The 17695-nt window shown below is 74.1% G+C and carries 18 protein-coding genes; 4 read left to right on the top strand and 14 right to left on the bottom strand.

Going from position 1 to position 17695, the window contains the following annotated elements:
• Positions 1-146 precede the first annotated feature (146 nt).
• Genes RBL05_RS09395 through RBL05_RS09385 form a run of 3 tightly spaced genes read right to left on the bottom strand, consistent with a single transcriptional unit; the run spans position 147 to position 2097 of the window.
• A complete protein-coding gene (locus RBL05_RS09395) occupies positions 147-500 on the bottom strand; it encodes a hypothetical protein (RefSeq protein ID WP_308739726.1) in 354 nt (117 codons plus the stop codon).
• A gap of 53 nt (positions 501-553) precedes the next feature.
• Positions 554-868 carry a hypothetical protein gene (locus RBL05_RS09390; RefSeq protein WP_318603607.1) on the bottom strand — a complete coding sequence of 105 codons (315 nt, stop codon included), beginning with the start codon at positions 866-868 and terminating at the stop codon, positions 554-556.
• Positions 865-2097: an alpha-amylase family glycosyl hydrolase gene (locus RBL05_RS09385; protein ID WP_318603606.1), complete on the bottom strand. Its 1233-nt coding sequence runs from the start codon at positions 2095-2097 to the stop codon at positions 865-867. Before RBL05_RS09385 ends, RBL05_RS09390 begins: the two co-directional genes overlap by 4 nt.
• 280 nt (positions 2098-2377) lie before the next feature.
• Here RBL05_RS09385 and RBL05_RS09380 point away from each other — a divergent pair, with 280 nt between their 5' ends.
• On the top strand, positions 2378-3160 hold the full coding sequence (locus RBL05_RS09380; protein ID WP_308739728.1) for an alpha/beta hydrolase: 783 nt from the start codon (positions 2378-2380) through the stop codon (positions 3158-3160).
• 68 nt (positions 3161-3228) lie between these two features.
• Here RBL05_RS09380 and RBL05_RS09375 read toward each other — a convergent pair whose 3' ends face one another.
• From RBL05_RS09375 to RBL05_RS09365, 3 genes are read right to left on the bottom strand one after another with little or no spacing between them, the layout of a single operon-like run.
• Positions 3229-3609, bottom strand: coding sequence for a hypothetical protein (locus tag RBL05_RS09375; RefSeq protein ID WP_308739729.1), 381 nt, complete (start codon positions 3607-3609; stop codon positions 3229-3231).
• Positions 3606-4823 carry a serine hydrolase domain-containing protein gene (locus RBL05_RS09370; RefSeq protein WP_308739730.1) on the bottom strand — a complete coding sequence of 406 codons (1218 nt, stop codon included), beginning with the start codon at positions 4821-4823 and terminating at the stop codon, positions 3606-3608. The genes RBL05_RS09375 and RBL05_RS09370 overlap by 4 nt, the downstream gene beginning before the upstream one ends.
• 2 nt (positions 4824-4825) lie before the next feature.
• Positions 4826-5452 carry an ArsR/SmtB family transcription factor gene (locus RBL05_RS09365; RefSeq protein WP_308739731.1) on the bottom strand — a complete coding sequence of 209 codons (627 nt, stop codon included), beginning with the start codon at positions 5450-5452 and terminating at the stop codon, positions 4826-4828.
• A gap of 252 nt (positions 5453-5704) precedes the next feature.
• On the opposite strand from RBL05_RS09365, the gene RBL05_RS09360 reads away from it, so the two are divergent.
• A complete protein-coding gene (locus RBL05_RS09360; RefSeq protein ID WP_308739732.1) occupies positions 5705-5989 on the top strand; it encodes a YciI family protein in 285 nt (94 codons plus the stop codon).
• 21 nt (positions 5990-6010) lie between these two features.
• Here the strand turns inward: RBL05_RS09360 and RBL05_RS09355 are convergent, their stop codons facing one another.
• The 7 genes from RBL05_RS09355 to RBL05_RS09325 all read right to left on the bottom strand — a co-directional run bounded on the left by RBL05_RS09355 (position 6011) and on the right by RBL05_RS09325 (position 13589).
• Positions 6011-6628, bottom strand: a complete 618-nt coding sequence (locus tag RBL05_RS09355) for a hypothetical protein (protein WP_308739733.1) — start codon at positions 6626-6628, stop codon at positions 6011-6013.
• A 185-nt stretch (positions 6629-6813) separates the two neighbouring features.
• Complete coding sequence (locus RBL05_RS09350; protein ID WP_308739734.1) at positions 6814-7731, bottom strand: LysR family transcriptional regulator; 918 nt, start codon at positions 7729-7731, stop codon at positions 6814-6816.
• Between the two features lie 309 nt (positions 7732-8040).
• Entirely contained in the window at positions 8041-9414 is a 1374-nt protein-coding gene (locus RBL05_RS09345; RefSeq protein WP_308739735.1) for an LLM class flavin-dependent oxidoreductase, read from the bottom strand.
• Complete coding sequence (locus RBL05_RS09340) at positions 9411-10508, bottom strand: LLM class flavin-dependent oxidoreductase (RefSeq protein ID WP_308739736.1); 1098 nt, start codon at positions 10506-10508, stop codon at positions 9411-9413. The genes RBL05_RS09345 and RBL05_RS09340 overlap by 4 nt, the downstream gene beginning before the upstream one ends.
• Entirely contained in the window at positions 10505-11518 is a 1014-nt protein-coding gene (locus RBL05_RS09335; RefSeq protein ID WP_308739737.1) for a transporter substrate-binding domain-containing protein, read from the bottom strand. The genes RBL05_RS09340 and RBL05_RS09335 overlap by 4 nt, the downstream gene beginning before the upstream one ends.
• Positions 11515-12546, bottom strand: a complete 1032-nt coding sequence (locus tag RBL05_RS09330) for an amino acid ABC transporter ATP-binding protein (protein WP_308739738.1) — start codon at positions 12544-12546, stop codon at positions 11515-11517. Before RBL05_RS09330 ends, RBL05_RS09335 begins: the two co-directional genes overlap by 4 nt.
• Positions 12543-13589, bottom strand: a complete 1047-nt coding sequence (locus RBL05_RS09325; protein WP_308739739.1) for an amino acid ABC transporter permease — start codon at positions 13587-13589, stop codon at positions 12543-12545. Before RBL05_RS09325 ends, RBL05_RS09330 begins: the two co-directional genes overlap by 4 nt.
• A gap of 147 nt (positions 13590-13736) precedes the next feature.
• On the opposite strand from RBL05_RS09325, the gene RBL05_RS09320 reads away from it, so the two are divergent.
• Both RBL05_RS09320 and RBL05_RS09315 read left to right on the top strand, forming a co-directional pair.
• Positions 13737-16379 carry an FAD/NAD(P)-binding protein gene (locus tag RBL05_RS09320; protein WP_308739740.1) on the top strand — a complete coding sequence of 881 codons (2643 nt, stop codon included), beginning with the start codon at positions 13737-13739 and terminating at the stop codon, positions 16377-16379.
• A gap of 27 nt (positions 16380-16406) precedes the next feature.
• Entirely contained in the window at positions 16407-16583 is a 177-nt protein-coding gene (locus tag RBL05_RS09315) for a hypothetical protein (RefSeq protein WP_308739741.1), read from the top strand.
• Between the two features lie 203 nt (positions 16584-16786).
• Here the strand turns inward: RBL05_RS09315 and RBL05_RS09310 are convergent, their stop codons facing one another.
• Positions 16787-17683: an ornithine cyclodeaminase gene (locus tag RBL05_RS09310; RefSeq protein ID WP_308739742.1), complete on the bottom strand. Its 897-nt coding sequence runs from the start codon at positions 17681-17683 to the stop codon at positions 16787-16789.
• Positions 17684-17695 lie beyond the last annotated feature (12 nt).

Below are 17695 nucleotides of genomic sequence, written 5' to 3'. Positions count from 1 at the left end.
CGTGATGGGGCCGGATGCCGACAGCTCGGACGGGATGGGCTCAGGGTGCGCGGGGTGGCTTGCTGCTCCCTGCGGTGTCGCCGATGGGCGCGTGGTGACTCGATGTGGCGATATCGCCACGACGTGCCGTGGAGCGCCCGCCCGGGTCAGGCGTCGGCGTCGGCGGGCAGCCACTCGCCGTAGGCGGCGTCGGACAGCAGCGCCGCGGCGCCGGCGGAGGCGGCGGTCACCGTGAGCACCGCGGGCCAGGCCCCGATCTTCTTCGCCAGCGGGTGGGAGAGGCCGAAGCCGAGCACGTAGGTCGAGCCGAGCACGGCGGTGGTCGCGGGCCCGCGACGGGCGAGCCAGGTGCGGCCCGCGTAGATCCCGGCCGCGGCGAGGACCACGCCGCCGAGCGGGCGGATGCCGGTCTCCCGCGCGGTCAGCCAGCCGCCGATCAGCCCTGCGGCGACGACGGGGGCGGTGTTCACGGACTCGGCGGGCTTGATCGCGGTGCTCATGCCCCGAGCCTACGACGTGAGTCCCGGCGGCGGCTGAGACGTCGGATCGCCCCTCAGCGAACCACCGCGATGCCGTGGGCAGGGACGGTCCCCTCGGCGGCGGGGCCGACGGCGTCGAGCATGTCCGCGCCGCTGACCGCCTCGAGCACCTCGCCGGGGGCGGGCAGCGCCTCGTCGCCGAGGTTCAGCACCAGGGTGAGCGGGGAGGGGCGCTCGCTGGGTGTGCCGTCGGCCGCCTCGGTCCCGCTGGCAGCCGCCGGGTCGGCGCCGTCGGCCGCCGTGCCGTGCTCGTCGGCCGACGGGGTCAGCACGATCTGCGCCCAGGTGTTCGTCAGCGTCGCCTCGTCCACGGCGACCGAGGCGGTCACGAGCCACCGTTCGCGGCGGCGCAGGGAGAGCAGGCGCTGATGGGCCTCGAGGATCCGCCCGGCCGCCTCGGGGGCGAGCAGCTGCAGGGAGCGGGGGACTCGCCGCCCGCGTCGGCGGACTCGTGCGCGGCGACGACCTCGTCGGGCGAGCCGGGGAACCAGGGCCGGATCGCGTCGTCCCCGCCCTCGCGCTCCTCCTTCACCGCGGCGGCGCCGAACTCGTCCCCGGCGTAGACGGCCGGGACGCCGGGCAGCAGGGCGAGCAGCGCGATCGCGGCGGCGAGGTCGCGGCCGTCCTCCAGCTGAGAGGCGATGCGGGTGGTGTCGTGGTTGCCCACGAAGGTCAGCGGCAGAGCGCCCGCGCCGGACTCCCGGAACTGCTCGAGGAAGCCCTGGTGCCGGCCCAGCGCATGCGCGAGCTCGAAGAGGTTCCCGTCGCGCAGCGAGGACCAGATCGCCTTCCACAGCTCGTACTGGGTGATCGAGTTCGCGCCGGAGGCGGCGGCGAAGGCGGGGTAGTCGCCGTGGATCACCTCGCCGAGGATCCACGCCTCGGGATGCGCGGCCCGGACCCGCTCGAGGATCGGCGCCCACGCCTCGGCGCCCGCGGCGTACATCGCGTCCAGCCGCCAGCCGTCGGCCCCGCGCTCGAGCCAGCGGCTCATGATCTCCACGATCCGGTCCTGGATGACGGGATCGGTCAGGTCCACCTCGACCAGGTCGTCGTTGCCCTCGAAGCCGTAGGGGCTCGTGCCCGACCAGCGGATCCGGTCGCCCTCCTCGGTGCCGGGGCCGGCGGCGATCGCGCGGCGCGCGGTGGGGTGGAGGCGGGAGATGTGGTTGAAGACCCCGTCGAGCACGAGGCGGATCCCTCGCTCACGGCAGCCCGCGACCAGCGCGTCGAAGTCCTCCTCGTCGCCCAGGCGCGGGTCGATCCGGCGGTGCTCGAGGGTGTCGTAGCCGTGGGAGACCGAGTCGAAGATCGGGTTCAGCAGCAGCACGTTCGCGCCGAGGGAGACCAGGTGGTCGAGCCAGCCGGTCAGCCGACGCAGGCGATGCACGACGTTCTCCCCGTCGGCCCCGCCGTAGGTCTCGCCGGTGAGGTCCTCGCGGTGGCGGGGCGCGCCGCAGAAGCCCAGCGGGTACACCTGCCAGCAGATCGCATCGCGGGACCAGGCGGGGGCGGCGTGCGGTGCGGGCTCGGCGGGGGCGGCAGCGGTCTCGGTCATGCCGCCATCGTAGGCATCGAGGGGCGCAGGGGCACCCGGAGGAGGAGGGCGGCGCGCGTGCCGCGGTGCGTACGACCGCGTCCGGGAGCGCTTCCCCTCGTACGTGTTGCTTCGCCTTCCGCCGTGTGACCGCCGCGCCGCTCCCGACGCCGCGAGGTTCTGCCACCGCCACGACTCATGCGCGGGCGGACATGAGTCGTCACGGCAGCAAAAGGCGTGGGGCGAGGCCGGGCGGGGTGGGATGCTGGGGCCGACGCCCGCTCGCTCATCGAGGAGAGACATGATCCGCCTGCGCACCGATTTCTTCGCCGAGTCCCTCGGCATGGGCACCTCGATGGTGGTGCTGATGCCGCAGGCCGCCTCCGGGATCGGGATGGAGGGCGCCGACGGCGGTGGCACGGGGGCCGACGGGTCGGGCGTCCCCGTGCTCTACCTCCTGCACGGCCTCAGCGACGACTGCACCATCTGGGAGCGCCGCACCTCGATCGAGCGCTACGCGACGGAGAAGGGGATCGCCGTGGTGATGCCCGAGGTGCGTCGCTCCTTCTACACCGACGAGGCGGTGGGGGAGGCGTACTGGACCTTCGTCGCCGAGGAGCTGCCGCAGATCGTGGCGCGCACCTTCCGCGTCTCGACCGCGCGGGAGGACACCTTCGTCGCGGGCCTGTCGATGGGCGGTTTCGGCGCGTTCAAGCTGGCGCTGAACCACCCCGAGCGCTTCGCCGCCGCGGCGAGCCTGTCCGGGGCGCTGGACCCCGCGAGCCTGCCGCTCGAGCTGAACGCCGGCCACCTCGCCGAGCGGGTCTGGGGCGGGCGCGAGATCGCCGGCACCGCCGACGACCTGCTCGGGCTGGTCGGCAGGCGCGACCCCGCCGAGCTGCCCGCCCTCTTCCTCGACTGCGGCACCGAGGACCAGCTCATCGACCAGAACCGTCGATTCCTCGCCGCGGCGGAGGACGCCGGGGTCGAGGTCGCCTCCCGCCTGCGCCCCGGCGCCCACACCTGGGAGTTCTGGGACGAGGGCATCCAGGACGTGCTGGACTGGCTGCCGCTGCGGGGCTGAGGCGGGTGCCGGCCGGTCCGCAGATCGGTGCCTGGCGCGCCCAGGATCCCGCTCGGGACGAGGCGCGGTCAGCCGGCGATCAGCGCCACGACCACCAGCGCCAACCAGAACAGCACCTCGAGGAGTGCGGAGCCGCGCGGCGGCGGGTCCAGGAGCTCGGCCTTGCGGGGGCTCGGCTCCGACGGCGGGGTGCCGACGAGCAGGCGCCTGGCGGAGAAGGCGATGCCCAGCAGGATCGCGAGCGTGAACGCCCAGCTCACCCACCACAGCGCGTCCGGGAGGAGCCCCGCGAGGCCGATCACGCCCATCAGCGAGGCGGCGCCGACGGCTTGCAGCGCGAGACGCATTGGATGCTGGTACCGGGTCCAGATCTGCGCGATCGTCACCACCAGCGCGACCGCGAGAACCGCCGCCACCAGCAGCGGCATCAGCGACAGCAGTGCGTTCACAGCGCCACCTCCCCGGTGAGCACGCGCACGGCAAGGTCGTCGAGAGAGCGGGCGGTGTCCGAGAGCAGCGCAAGCCCTCGCCCGCTCGAGGGGTCCCATCCGACGAACGAGGCGTAACCGCCGGTCATGCCGTTGTGCCAGGTGATCGGCTGACCGCTGCCGAAGTCCTCGAGGAACCAGTTCATCGCCGTGGAGCTCGCCCCGTCCTCCTCGAACAGCACCTCCGTCGCGGCTTCGGCGCCCGGGGCGGAGCCGTCGATCATGGTGGTGAGATAGCGGGCCATGTCGGCAGGGGTGGAGCGGATACCGCCGGCCGGGGCGGAGCCCTCCATGGTCCACATGCCCTGCCGCAGGCCGCTCGTGCCGTGCCCGCGTCGAGCCGTGTGCCGCAGGTTCTCGGCGGTGATGGGTGCGTACGTGCTGGTCATGCCGAGCGGCTCGAGGATCCTCTCGGTGAGCAGCGTGGCGTAGTCGGTGCCGGCGACGGTTGCGAGCAGCTGTCCCTCGAGCGCGACGGCGAGGTTCGAGTAGGCGTGCTGGCCGCGGCCCGACGGCGTCTCGTCGAGGGCGTCGGCGATGACCTGCTGCCCGTCCCGGCCTCGGTAGGGGTCCTTCCGCAGCAGTCCGGCGAGGATGCTCCCGCCGGTGGCGGCCGAGGCGAGGCGCGGCAGGCCCGAGCTGTGGGTGGCGAGCTCGGCGAGGGTGACGTCCGCGATGGCGCTGCCCTCCGCGTTCGTGCCGAGCACCTCGGCGACGGTGGTCTCCGTAACGAGCTCCCCGCGCTTGACCGCGACGGCCAGCAGCGCTCCGGTGAAGGTCTTGGAGACCGAGCCGATCTCGAACTCGGAGCCCTCCAGCTCGGCGTCGTCGCCGGTGCCGAAGCCGGCCACTCGCGCCTGTCCGTCCTCGACCAGGATCGCGGCGACCCGTCGATGTCCGCCCAGGTGAGGGGCGAGTGCGGTGGCGAGCTCCGCGTCGCCGGTCGGGGCGCCCAGTGAGGTGGGGCGCGGCGCGGTGAGCGCCGTCAGGCCGACGACCGCGGCTGTCGCGGGCAGGGCCACGGTCAGCACGGCGCGCCGTGAGGGACGGCGACGGCGTGGAGAAGGTACGGCCTGGGCGGGTTGTGCGGGACGGTCGACGGGCGGGGTGCCCGAGCTGCCGAGGCGGGGATCGGGAGATTCGTCGTCGGGCGGGGTCTCGGGCAGGTCCGGCATGGTCAGCCTTTCTCGAGGGCGGTGATGATGGCGAGGAGCGGGACGATGCGGCTCGGCGGGATCGCCCAGCTTCCCCTGCGCGGGGACGTGGCCCAGCCGCCGGCCTGGAGAGCGGCGAGGTGGTGGTAGGCGACGCCGGTCGAGGCGAGCTCCAGCTCGTCCACGAGCTGCGCGACGGTGTGCTCACCGTCGACCAGGCGGCGCAGGATCGCGAGCCGCAGAGGATGACCGAGCGCGGCGACGGTCTCGGCGCGCTCGGCCCAGTCCGCGGCCAGGAGGTGCTCGGTGGGGCGGCCCCACTGGTACTCCACATGTCCGGCCCCGACCTCGACACTGCCCGCGTAGACGACGGCACCCGGGGCCGGGACCTGCGCCTTCAGCGCGGTGAGGGCCCAGAACGGGTCCTCGTCGGGGGAGGGGCGGGATTGGGCGCCCGCAGCAGGAGCGTCGGCAGGAGACGCGGCGCCGGCGGGATCGGTCGATGATGTCGCGCCGGAGGGGCTGCAGTGCGGCGGGGAGCCGGCGGCATCGCACGGCGGTGCGGCACCGGACTCGTCGCGCTCCTCGAGCTGCGCGATCCGGCGTTCGAGCGCTTCGAGCCGCCGCCCAAGCTCCGGGTCCTCGGCCATCTCCCACCTCCTGAGGGGACGGATCGGCGGCGGTGGCCGGCGACCGCTGTCAGACTATATGGAATTACGGAGAAGCGTAACGGTGGGGGCGGGTGCGGCGGATCCGCACGGCGGAGGTCCGGGTCGGGATGTCCCCGGCGGGCGCCGCACCCCGGGCCCCGGACGTCCCGTCGGCCGCGGCGCGCGGTGCGGCAGGATGGCGGAGATCATCGGCCGGCATCGCCGTCGGCCGCCGCGCACCGAGGAGAATCCATGGCCGTCTTCGCCGTCCAGTACACCTACATCGACGACGCCCAGCGCCTGGCGACGTTCCGGCCCGAGCACCGTGAGCACCTCGCCGAGCTGCTCCGCGAGGGCACGCTGCTGCTGTCGGGCCCGCTGGACGACGGCTCGGAGGCGCTGCTGATCGTGGTCGCGGACTCCGCCGAGGACGCCCTCGCAAAGCTCGACGGCGACCCCTTCAAGCGCGAGCGCGTGATCGTGGACCGCGTCGCGCGCGAGTGGAAGGTCGTGACCGGGGAGCTGCCCGGCGCCTGAGCCGGGAACGGCCGCGCGTCCTCAGACGCGGGGCGAGCCGGGCTCCTCCCCGCCTGGCGCCTCGGAGCGTCCCGACGGATCGGCGCCGAGGTCGGGCGTCGTCGACCCTGCCCCCGTGGCGTCGCCGGGCGCACCGCCCTGTCGGGTCCGGTCCTGGAAGGCGAAGAGCTCGGAGACACTGTCGATGCGCGCGGCGTCCTCGCCCTGCAGCGCGAGCGGCAGCATCCGCTCCCCGCCGTACCGGCCCAGCAGCTGCTGCGCCGCCGGGTCCTTGAACACGTTCACCCAGATCAGGTCCTCGCGCGGGGCACGGATCGCGGCCTGCAGACGCGCCGAGGCCGGATCCCCGGGCGCCCAGAGCACGATCGTCGGCGCCCTCCCATCGGCCTCCCGCGCCCCTTCCTGCGCCTCGGCGAGCGGGGTGTGCGGGCCGGAGCGCAGAGGACTCGTCCAGTACGCCATGAACAGGGAGAACACGCCGATCGCGAATGCCGCCAGCTGCTGGTCGACCTGGACGAACAGCAATGCCGCGAGCGCACCGCCGACGAGCATCAGGGCAGGCCGGAGCCACGCTCTCGCGGGCACGCGGGCGGGCGCTGCGGAGGCGTCGGCGGGCGGGACGGGGCCGGTGTCAGGCATCTGCTCAGGGTACGGGGGGCGGCCTGGGGAAGGCATCAGCAGGAACGGGACTCCAGCGGCACGCCGCGACGCTCAGCTCCGGAGCGTGCTGCTGGAGTCCCCTTCGTGCTGACGCCCCGACCGCCGCGGTGGAGGGGCGGGGCGCTCCGGGCGGGGACTCCGGGCGCCGGGGCGCCGGGGCCGCGTCAGATCATCGCAGCGGTCGCGAGACGCTCCGTGGTCTGCGCCGACAGGGCGTCCTTCAGCGCGGCGACGGCCGGGATGGCCAGCGCGCCGCGACGGTTGATCAGGCCGATCATGCGGTCGTCGAGATCGGGCAGGTGGCGCACCACGAGATCGTCGGTGGGTGGGGCGGCCTCGAGGGTGGTCTCGGGCATCAGCGCGACTCCGCCGCCGTGCGTGATCAGGCGCTGCACCACGATGGAGTCGTCGGTCGAGTGGCGCACCTGCGGCGAGAATCCCGCGCGGCGTGCGCTCGAGAGCAGGTTCGCGCGGCAGCGCTCGCAGCCCGCGATCCACGGCTCCTCGGCGAGGTCGGCGAGGGTGAGGTCGGGGTCCTGGGCGCGGGGATGGGCCGCCGGCAGCACCGCCATCACGCGGTCCTCCATCAGCGGGGTCCACTCCAGGGCGCCTTCGTCACCGATGTCGCTGCAGGGATAGCGGAACACGAGCGCGAGGTCGAGATCGCCCTCGCGCACGGCCGGCACCGCGTCCGGCGGCTCGAGCTCGTCGAAGGTGACGTCGAGGTCCGGGGCGCTCTCGCTTAGGCGAGCGAGCACCGGCGGCAGCAGCACGGCCGCGGCCGACGGGAAGGTGCCGAACTTGACCGTCCCGCGGCGCAGGGCGGTGATGTCGGCGAGCTCCTCCTCCGCGGCGTGCAGCTGCGCGGCGATCGCCTCGGCGTGCAGGGCCAGGCGCGAGCCCGCCTCCGTGGGGGTGACGCCGGAGGAGGAGCGCAGCAGCAGCTGCGTGCCCACCTCCTTCTCAAGCGCGGCCAGGTGCTGGGAGACGGCCGGCTGGGTCCAGCCCAGCTCACGCGCGCCCGCGCCGATCGAGCCGTTGCGCACGACGGTCCGGAAGATGAGAAGCCTGCGGGGGTCCATGACAGTCATGGTATCGGGCAGTGGCAAGACTGGCTTATGACTTCGCCGACGGCGTTCTGGGTGGTTCGGTGCGAGAGGGCACAGGGCCTGCTCGACGCCGTCGGACCTCTCTGGCAGCGCGGCGAGACGATGAACCCAGCGCTGTGCTGGGCCTGGATCGGCGGACGCGCGGCAGGTTTTGCTGCCGCCAGGACTCATGCGGTGGGCCGGATGAGTCGTGGCGCCAGCAAAAGGTGAGTGGCAGCGGCGACGGGGCGGGGGAGGGGCCGTGATCGGCTGCCCCGCCCCAGCCCCGCCCCGCTCACCGGGTCACAGCGGCGGGAGGCCCAGGTTCTCGCGCAGCGTGGTGCCGGCGTACTCGGTCGGGTACACGCCCCGCTCCTGCAGACGCGGGATGAGGTGGTCGACGATGTCGTCGAGCCCCGAGGGGATCAGCCACGGCGTGATGTTCAGGCCGTCGATCGCGCCGAGCCGCGCGAACTCCACCAGCCGGTCCGCGACGGCGTCGTAGCTGCCGGTGAACTCGCCGCGGCGCGCCCCGGACTTCACGCGGGCGAACTCGAGGATGCTCTGGCCCTTCTCGGCCGCCTCCTCCCGCCACTGGCGGGTGAGCTGCTCGGCCTTCTCGAACTGGAAGCCGGCACCGCGGGTCACGCCGGACTCGACGACCTCCGGCGGCACGTCCGGCAGCGGCCCCTCGGGATCGAACTCGGAGAGGTCGCGGCCCCAGTACTGCTCGAGCAGGGCGATGGCCTGCTCGGGGCCGATCTGGTGGTCGCGCACCCAGCGCACCTTCTCGTCGGCCTCCGCCTCGGTGGGGGCGAGGATGATCTCGGCGCCCGGCAGGATCTTCACGGCGCCCGCGTCGCGGCCCGCGGCGACGGTGCGCTCGACGATGCTGCGACGGAACTCGACGGCCGCGGCGAGGGAGCCGTGCGGGGAGAAGATGACGTCGGCCGTGCGGGCGGCGAAGTCCTGACCGGCGGGGGAGGCGCCGGCCTGGAAGAGGACGGGCCGGCCCTGCGCGGAGCGGGGCAGGTCGCCCTGGGCGTGCACCGTGTAGTGGGCGCCGTCGTGCGAGATCTTCTGGCCGGCCCAGTACTGCTCGGCGACCTGCAGGAACGCCTCGGCGTGCGTGTAGCGGTCGGCGTGGTCGAGGTAGCCGCCGCGGCGGAAGTTCTCTCCGGTCCAGGCGTTGTCGGTGGTGACGATGTTCCAGCCGGCGCGGCCGCCGGAGAGCAGGTCGAGGGTCTGCAGGCGCCGCGCGAGGTCGACCGGGTCGTTGAAGGTGGTGTTCTGCGTGGCGACCAGGCCGATCTTCTCGGTCACGCCGGCCAGCGCCGCGAGCAGCGTCTGGGCGTCGGGCCGGCCGGCGACGTCGAGCTCGAAGGGCACGCCGCGGTGCTCGCGCAGCCGCAGGCCCTCGCCGAGGAAGAACGCCGCGAACTTCCCGCGCTCGGCGGTGCGGACCAGCGACTCGAAGGACTCCCACGCGACCTGATCGCCGCTCTCGGGCAGGCGCCAGATCGTCGAGGAGTTCACGCCCTGGAAGAAGGCGCCGAAGGAGAGCTGTCCGGTCGGGGTGTGCTCGGGGTGGAGCGGGTGCTCGGCGGGGCCGGTCGCGAGCGCGGCGGCCTCCTCGGACAGCGGCGCGTCGGACAGCGGGGTGGTGGCGGTGCTCATGCGTGCTCCTCGGAGGTGAGGCGGGCGCGGTCGGCGCGCCGGGCGGGATCGAGCTGGAAGGGGGCATCGGGCAAGCCCAGCAGGTCGCGGAGGGTGCGGCCCGACGCCGAGGCCGAGGTCGACGATGACGCCGCGTCCGACGCGGCCGGAGCGGGGGTGATCAGGCCGCGGGAGCGGAGCTCGTCCGCCAGCTGCCGGACGGTGCCCAGCGGGTCGGCCTCCAGGTCCAGGCCCACCAGGCGCACGAGCCGCACCTGCTGCGAGGCGGCCGACGGATCGGCCTGCTCACCCGCGCCCGACGCCTCCTCCGTGCCGGTCTCCGCGAGAGCCGAGCCGATCTGCGCGGCGAGCTCCTCGACGCGGGCCCCGCCGGAGACGTCGAGGTCCAGCACCCGCCCGTCGGCCAGCTCGCCTTTCACGCGCTCGCCGGCGGCCGCGCGGTCGGTGTCGGCGACGAGGACGGGCAGCAGGCCCTGCGGGGAGCGGGGCGTGATCGCCGGGCCGCGCACCGAGAAGGTCTCCGCCTCGACATCGGCGTACTGCAGGCGCGAGGCGTCGACGTACACGCCGCGCTCGGTGTCGCGCACGACGGCGTCCGGCGCCCAGGTGCCCCAGATCGTGCGGGCGGCCTCGAGCACGTCGGCGGCCTCGCGGGCGGTCGCCTCCAGGCCCAGCACCTCGCGGCCCACCGCCTCGGCGGCCGACGGGTCGGTCTCGGCCTGCAGCAGCCAGCCGGCCCGGCCGTGGCTGATGTGGTCCAGGCTCATCAGCTGCGTGGCCAGGTGGAACGGCTCGACGTAGATCGCGTCGGCGCGGGGCAGCAGGCCGATCCCGCGGGTCAGCGGCGCGAGATGCGCCGCGACGTGGATCGGGTGCAGGCCGCCGTCGCTGAGGGTCAGCGCACCGATCCCGGCGTCCTCGAGACCGCGGGCGAGCGGGGCGAGGCCCTCCAGCAGGGACGGGTCGGTGACGAGGTCGACGGCGAGGACGGGCAGCGCGCCCGCGGCTCCCTCGGCGGCGGGGCCGGCCGACGGATCGGTGCCGGGCGCGGCGCCCGGGCGGGTGGTCTCGTCGGGCGTGACGGTGGTGCTCACGGGTTCTCCTTGGTGTGGACGCGGGATTCGGGGAGGGCCTCGTCGCTCAGCTGCCAGCGCTCGAGGACCTGGGCGTAGGTGCCGTCGGCCATCACGGCGTTCAGCGCGGCGGCGTAGGGCTCGGCGAGGCCGCTGCCGGCGGGGAGGGTGGCGGCGACGAGGGTCTGGTCGGGCCAGCCCGCGTTGATCCTGCCCTGCACCTCCATGTCCTCGCGGCGGGAGGCGGTGAAGCTCTGCGTGGGGAAGGGAGCCAGGTAGCCGTCGATGCGGCCGGAGCCGAGGGCGAGGAGGGTGTCGGCCTCGGTGGAGTAGTTCTTCAGCTCCGCCGGTGCCCGTCCTGCTTCCTCGAGCTGCGTGTTCCAGTCGACGAGGATCTTCTCCTGGTTGGTCGCGGCGCCGACGGCGATGGTCTTCCCGGACAGGGTGTTCGCGTTCTCGAGCCAGCCCTCGGCGCCCTTCTGCGCGAGGAAGGCCATGTAGGCGGCGCGGTAGGAGGCGAAGTCGAACTTCTCCAGGCGCTCGGCGTTGATGCCGACGTTCGCGTGGACCACGTCGAACTCGCCGCCCTCGAGCTTCAGCGGCCAGTTCTCCCAGGTGGTCAGCCTCTGCTCGAACTCCAGGCCCAGCTTGTCGGCGACGAGCCGCGCGATGTCGATCTCGGAGCCGATGTAGGTCTGGTTGTCGTCGGCCAGGAACGACAGCGGCGGCGGGGAGGCGCCGTTGATGCCCACGCGCAGCACCCCGGACTCGGCGATCTCCGCAGGCACCAGCGCAGCGATCTCCTCGTCGACCTCCGTGCGGATGAGCTCCTGGGTGCCGGAGGTGTCGATGGTGGGGGCGCTGCTGCCGTCGCCCTCGGAGGCCGCGGCCCCGGCGGCGTCGCCTGCGGCGGTGCCCGGGACGGCCACCGGATCGGCGCAGGCGGCGAGCAGGCCCAGCGGGAGCAGCAGGCCGCCGGCGGCGACGGTGCGACGGGTGGGGCGCAGTCGTGCGCGAGCAGGGCGGGTCATGAGAGGTCCTTCGAGAGGGTGCTGGAGGCGGCGCGGGCGGAGTCGAGCGCGTCGGCGTCGGTCGCCTCGGCGTCCGCGGCCGACGGGCCGGCGGACTCCGCGCTGACCCGCTGCAGGAAGGAGCGGGTGCGCCCATGGGTGGGGGAGTCGATGACCTGAGCGGGAGGGCCCTGCTCGACGATCCGGCCCTGGTCCATGAACACCACGGTGTCGGCGACGTCGCGGGCGAAGGAGATCTCGTGCGTGACGATCACGAGCGTGGTTCCGGCGCTGGCGAGGGAGCGGATCACCGCGAGCACCTCGTCGACCAGCTCGGGATCCAGGGCGCTGGTCGGCTCGTCGAACAGCAGCACCTTCGGGCGCAGGGCGAGGGCGCGGGCGATCGCGACGCGCTGCTGCTGGCCGCCGGAGAGCTGGCGCGGGTAGGCGCCCGCCTTCTCGGACAGGCCCACCAGCGCGAGCAGCTCCCGGGCATGCGCCTCCGCCTCGGTGCGCTTCACGCCGAGCGCCCGACGGGGCGCCTCCGTGATGTTCTCCAGCGCCGTCATGTGGGCGAAGAGGTTGAAGGACTGGAACACCATCCCGATCGCGGTGCGCTGGCGCAGCACCTCGGGCTCGCGCAGCTCGTGCAACAGGTCGCCGTCGCGGCGGTAGCCGATCACCTCGCCGTCCACGCTGATCAGACCGCTGGTGACGGGCTCGAGGTGATTGATCGAGCGCAGCAGCGTGGACTTGCCGGAGCCCGAGGGGCCCAGGATCGCGGTCACCTCGCCGGGCGCGATCGTGAGGTCGATGCCGCGCAGCACCTCGAGGTCCCCGAAGGACTTGTGCACCCCGCGGATCTCGACCAGGCCGCCGCGGGGGCCGTCGGCCGACGGGCCGGGCCGGGCGGCCGACGGGTCGGGCTGGGTGGCCGGCGTGCCGGGCCGGGTGGCCGACGGGCTGGTCGCTTCGGCCGAACGGGCGCCGGCGGGCTTCTGCGTCCCGTCGGCCGAACGGCGGCGCAGCAGGGAGGTCAGCGGGCTCATGCGGTGGCTCCTGCGGTGACGGGGCGGCGGCCGAGGCGGGCGCGGAGCCGCTGCAGCGGGGTGGGCGGCAGGGTGCGCACCGCACCCTTGGAGTAGTGGCGCTCGATGTAGTACTGCCCGACGGAGAGCAGCGAGGTGATCACGACGTACCAGACCGTCGCGACCAGCAGCATCGGCAGCACCTGCTGGGTGCGGCCGTAGACCAGCTGCACGGTGAAGAACAGCTCGGCGTGCGCGAGCACGTACACGATCGAGGTGCCCTTCACCAGGCCGATGATCTCGTTGAACGCGGTGGGAAGGATCGCGCGCATCGCCTGGGGCAGCACGATCCGCAGCGAGCGGTCGCGGGCGGGGATGCCCAGGGCGCTGGCGGCCTCGATCTGGCCCTGGTCCACCGACAGGATCCCGCCGCGGATCAGCTCGGCGGCGTACGCGGCCTGGTGCAGGCCGAGCCCGAGGACCGCGGCGATCATCGGGGTCATCAGGTCGCTGGTGCGGGCGTCGACGAAGGTGACGTCGGTCAGCGGGATCCCGAGCGTGATGTGCTCGTAGAGGTAGCCGAGGTTGTACCAGAGCAGCAGCTGCACCAGCAGCGGCGTGGAGCGGAAGATCCAGGAGAACGTCCAGCTCACCGACGAGATCAGGGAGGACTTCGACAGGCGCATCAGGGCGAGGACGAGCCCCAGTCCGAAGCCGACGGCGCCGGCGAGCACGGTGAGCTTCAGCGTCTCCAGCAGTCCGCGGATGATCGATTCGGCGAAGAACCACTGCGCGACCACGCCCCACTCCCAGCGCGGATTGGTCACGAAGGACCACAGCACTGCGGCGGCGAGCAGGCCCACCAGCACCGCGAGCACGATCCTGCCCGGGTGGCGGGCGGGGATCACGCGCAGGCGGGAGAGCTCCGCATCGCTGATCGGGCCCAGCGATGCGCGACCGTCGGCGCCTGTCCCGGGCGGGCACGACATGACGTCGGCCCCGGAGGCGGCGCCGGGCGCGTCGGCGCGGCGGGCTGTGTCGTGGGTGACGACGGAGGGGGTCATGGTGTGCCTTCCGTGACGGAACGTGAACCGCAGGCCGGTCGAGGCTTGCGAGGCTCGACGTTATAAGCGAATCTAATGCGGATGCAAGGTGGCGACTATGACACGTCACGTTGTGACACAGAGGCACCTCGGAAGGGACCCGCACGCATGAACTCCCGGCACAGCGCACCGACCCCCACCAGCGCGGACGACACCGGCCGCGGCGCCCCGTCGCGGCTGGTGATGGTCGGCGGCGGGCCGCGCGCGATCGGTGTGCTCGAGCGGCTCGGCGCGAACGCCGGCGTGCCCGGGACGGCCGAGCGCCTCGCCCAGGCGCCGCTGCACGTGGACATCGTCGACCCGCACATGCCCGGCGCCGGCCGGATCTGGCGGGCCGACGAGAGCCCCCTGCTGCTGATGAACTCCCGCGCCGCGGACGTCTCGATCTTCACCGATGAGACCGTCGAGGCCGAGGGGCCCGTGGTCGCCGGTCCGTCGCTGGCCGAATGGGCCGACGGGATCCGCCGCGGCACGATCGCTGCGCCGACGGCCGGCACCACCCGTCTCGCCGAGATCCACGCGCTCGGGCCGACGGACTTCGCCTCCCGGCGCGTCCAGGCGCTCTACCTCGAGTGGTTCTTCGGGCAGGTGCTCGCGGCGCTGCCCTCGACCGTGTCCGTGACCGTGCACCGCACCACCGCGACAGCAGTGCGCGCGGCCGACAGTCCCGCGACCTGGAACGTCGAGCTCGAGGACCGCGCCCCCCTGGCCGCCGACCTGCTGCTGCTGGCCGCCGGCCACACCGACTCCCGCCCGAACGCCGCCCGCCACGAGCTCGCCGCCTTCGCGCGACGCCACGGCGGCACCTATCTCGGCCCCTCCCAGGCCTCCGACGCGCAGGTCGAGCTGCTCGGCGCCGGGCAGGACGTGATCGTGCGCGGCATGGGACTGGCGTTCATCGACCTCATGGCGCTGCTGACCGAGGGGCGCGGCGGCCGCTTCGTCCCCGCCGCCGAGGCGGAGAGCGCGGGCGCGGACGCGACCGCCGATCTGCGAGGCCGCCTGGACTACCTCCCCTCCGGCGAGGAGCCCCGGCTCTGGGTCGGCTCCCGCCGCGGCGTCCCGTACCACTCGAAGGTTCGCGACGAGGGCGCCCCGACCGGGCTCGGCGAGCTCGTGCACGTCACTCCCGAGAACCTCCGCGCCCTCGAGGACGAGAACGGCCTGCTCGACTTCCGCACCGATGTGCTGCCGCTCATCGCTGCCGAGATCGCCCACCAGGTCCCCGGCGCGCCTCTCTCTCCGGAGGGGGAGGAGCCGCTGGCCTGGCTCGACGAGCCGCTTTCCGATCTCGGCGCGACCACGCTGCCCGAGGCGGCGGAGCAGGCCACGCGCGATGCCGTCGTCGGCCATATCGAGGCGGACCTGCGCGACCGCATCGGCGACGAGGTCACCGCCGCCCGCGCCCTCTTCCAGCTGCTGCTGCAGCTGCACGGCGTGCTGGTGGACCAGCTTCCCGCCACCCGCCTGCGCGGCGGCGCGGCCAGCGGCTACCCCCGCTGGTGGCATTCGCTGTTCAGCTTCGTCGACTCCGGCCCGCCCCCGCACCGCCTCCAGCAGCTGCTCGCTGTCGAGCGCGCGGGCGTCATCCGCTTCCTCGGGCCGGGCCTGCGTGTCACGGCCGACGAGGCCAGCGGCCGCTTCCGCGCTCGCGGCGCCACCGGGATCGAGATCGCGGCCGGCGCGCTCGTGGACGCCTTCCTGCCCGAGCCCTCGCTGCAGGAGTCGACCAACCCGCTGCTGCGCGACCTGGTCACGGGCGGCGACGCAGCGCTCGGGCGGGAGTCCGCCGCCTCGCCCGGCGCCCTCGACACCGACGCCCGCCACCGCGTGATCGGCCCCGACGGGACGCCGCGCGAGCGGCTGTGGGCCGTCGGCCCCTGGACCTCCGAGCTGCCCATCGCCGCCTTCGCCCGCCCGCACACCAACGCCCCCTGCCACCGCCGCAACGACGCCCTCGCCCGCGAGCTGCTCGAGACCGCGCTGCGCGGGCACGCGCCCCGGCCGGAGGCCGAGGGCCCCGACGGGGAGCGGATCGACGGCGAGGAGTCCGACGGCGGCGCCCCGGTGCTCGCCCCTGTCGCCGTTCGCGCCCCGCACACCCCGCGGCTCGGCGTGCTCGGCCCGGGCAAGATCGGCTCGGCCCTGACCCGCACGGCGCTGCGCCGCGGGCTCGAGGTCGCCGTCACCGGCCGCTCCGCCCCGCCCGCGCTCACCGCGAAGCTTCCCGGCGCCCGCCACGTCGGCCTCCAGGATCTCGCCGCGACCAGCGACGTCATCGCGCTGACCCTGCCGTTGCACGTCGCGCTGACCCTCGAGGCCGGCGCCCTGCAGGGCGCGGTCGTGGTCGATGCGACCAACCCCTGGGGCGAGGCTGATGCGACCGCTGTCGACGCCGCCCGCGCCGAGCTCGGCGACCACGCCGGCGAGCTCTCCACCAGCGAGCTGCTCGCCGCGCGCCTGCCCGGCGCGCACGTGGTGAAGACCCTGAACCACATCGGCTACCACGACGTCGAGGAGCACGGCCGCGACCACGGCGACCCGTCCCGTCGGGCGATCGCGCTCGCCGCCGACGACGATCGGGCCGCGGAGCTCGTCACCGCGCTGCTGCACCGCCTCGGCTACGAGCCCGTGCACCTCGGCGCCCTCGCCGCCGGCCGCGACCTCGAGCCGGGCGAGGCGCTGTTCAGCGGCTGGTCCACCTCCGCCGAGCTCGACCTCCGCCGCGGCGAGCAGGTCCGCGCCGCCTGAACGGTCATCGGGCGGTAGCGTCGCGGCATGATCACGTGCCACGTCCGTGATGAGATCGACCCCGCGCAGATCGAGGCCTTCGAGCGATTCGCCATGCGGTGGATGGAGCTCGTCGACCGACACGGCGGCACCCACCACGGCTACGTCCTCCCCGCGGAGGGTGCCCTCCTGCCCGCGACCGAGTCGCAGGTCAGCCGCTCCTGAGGTCCTTCTCCAGCCAGCCGTGCGTCTCGATGGCGGGGCGGGTGGTCCTGGTGGCCGGGGGCGGCCATCGAGACGTGGTTCTGTGTCGTTATCGAGGGCTATAGCGACACAGAATCAGGTCTCGGTGAGTGAGGTGCTCGAGTCTGGGCCGACGGGCCGGGCCGCACAGGGGTAGGCGGGCGGGCCGACCGGAGGTGCGGAGGTCAGGCCCCTGCGGCGCGGGCGACGGCGTCGGCCAGCACCACGTCTCCGAGCCCGGAGCCGAGGTTCTGCGCCACGACCAGGCCGCACGGCCGGCCCTCCCGCAGCAGGTCACCGGTCGACCCGGTCGCCCGGGGGTAGTCCTTGCCGTGCTTCAGCGGCCTCAGCGACTCGAACTGCTCGACGTCGTCGGCGACGACCGTGCCGGTGCGGGAGATCTCGGCGCCGGCGACCGAGGCGTAGTCGATCGGCAGCAGCGTCGCGTCGGCGGCGACGTCACCCGGGTGCAGCGCCGCGTCGCTCAGCCCGATCGGCAGGGCGCTGATCACGACACCCGCGCCTGCGAGCGCCTCGGCCCGGTCGGTCGCGGTGCGCAGCTCGAGGCCGGGCGTGTGCTCGGCGCACCAGGCGGCGAGCTCCCGGAGGGCCTCGGGGCGGCGGCCCCACACGGCCAGAGGGCCCCGACCCAGCGCCTCGATCACCCGGGCGTGGGAGCGGGCCTGCACACCGGTGCCGACGAAGGTGATCGGCCGGTCGTCCAGCGCAAGGCTCGCGCCGGTCACGGCCGCGGTGCGCTGGGCGGTGAGCTCGGCGGCGTCCATCGTGGCGCGGGTCGAGCCGTCGGCCGCGGAGAGCACCATCAGCCCGCCGATCATCTCCCGGCCCCGCGCACGGTTCGACGGGGTGACCGTCACCCACTTGATGCCCAGCAGTCCGCGCTCCGTCCAGGCGGCCGGCATCGCGTTCGCGAAGCCGCCCTCCTCATGGACGACCTGGGTCTTCGGCGTCACCGAGGCGGAGCCGTCGGCGAGGGCGAGCAGCGTCTCGCGCATGAGTGCGACCTGATCGGCCGGGGTGGGGAGGAGCGTGCTGACCTGGGCGTCGTCGAGGTGGATCACGCCTCGACGGTA

The sequence above is a fragment of the Brachybacterium sp. GU-2 genome (assembly GCF_030866705.2).
GTDB classification, from domain to species: domain Bacteria; phylum Actinomycetota; class Actinomycetes; order Actinomycetales; family Dermabacteraceae; genus Brachybacterium; species Brachybacterium conglomeratum.
The sequence above is the reverse complement of the archived record's forward strand: the minus strand, read 5'-3'. Positions and strand labels throughout refer to the sequence as shown.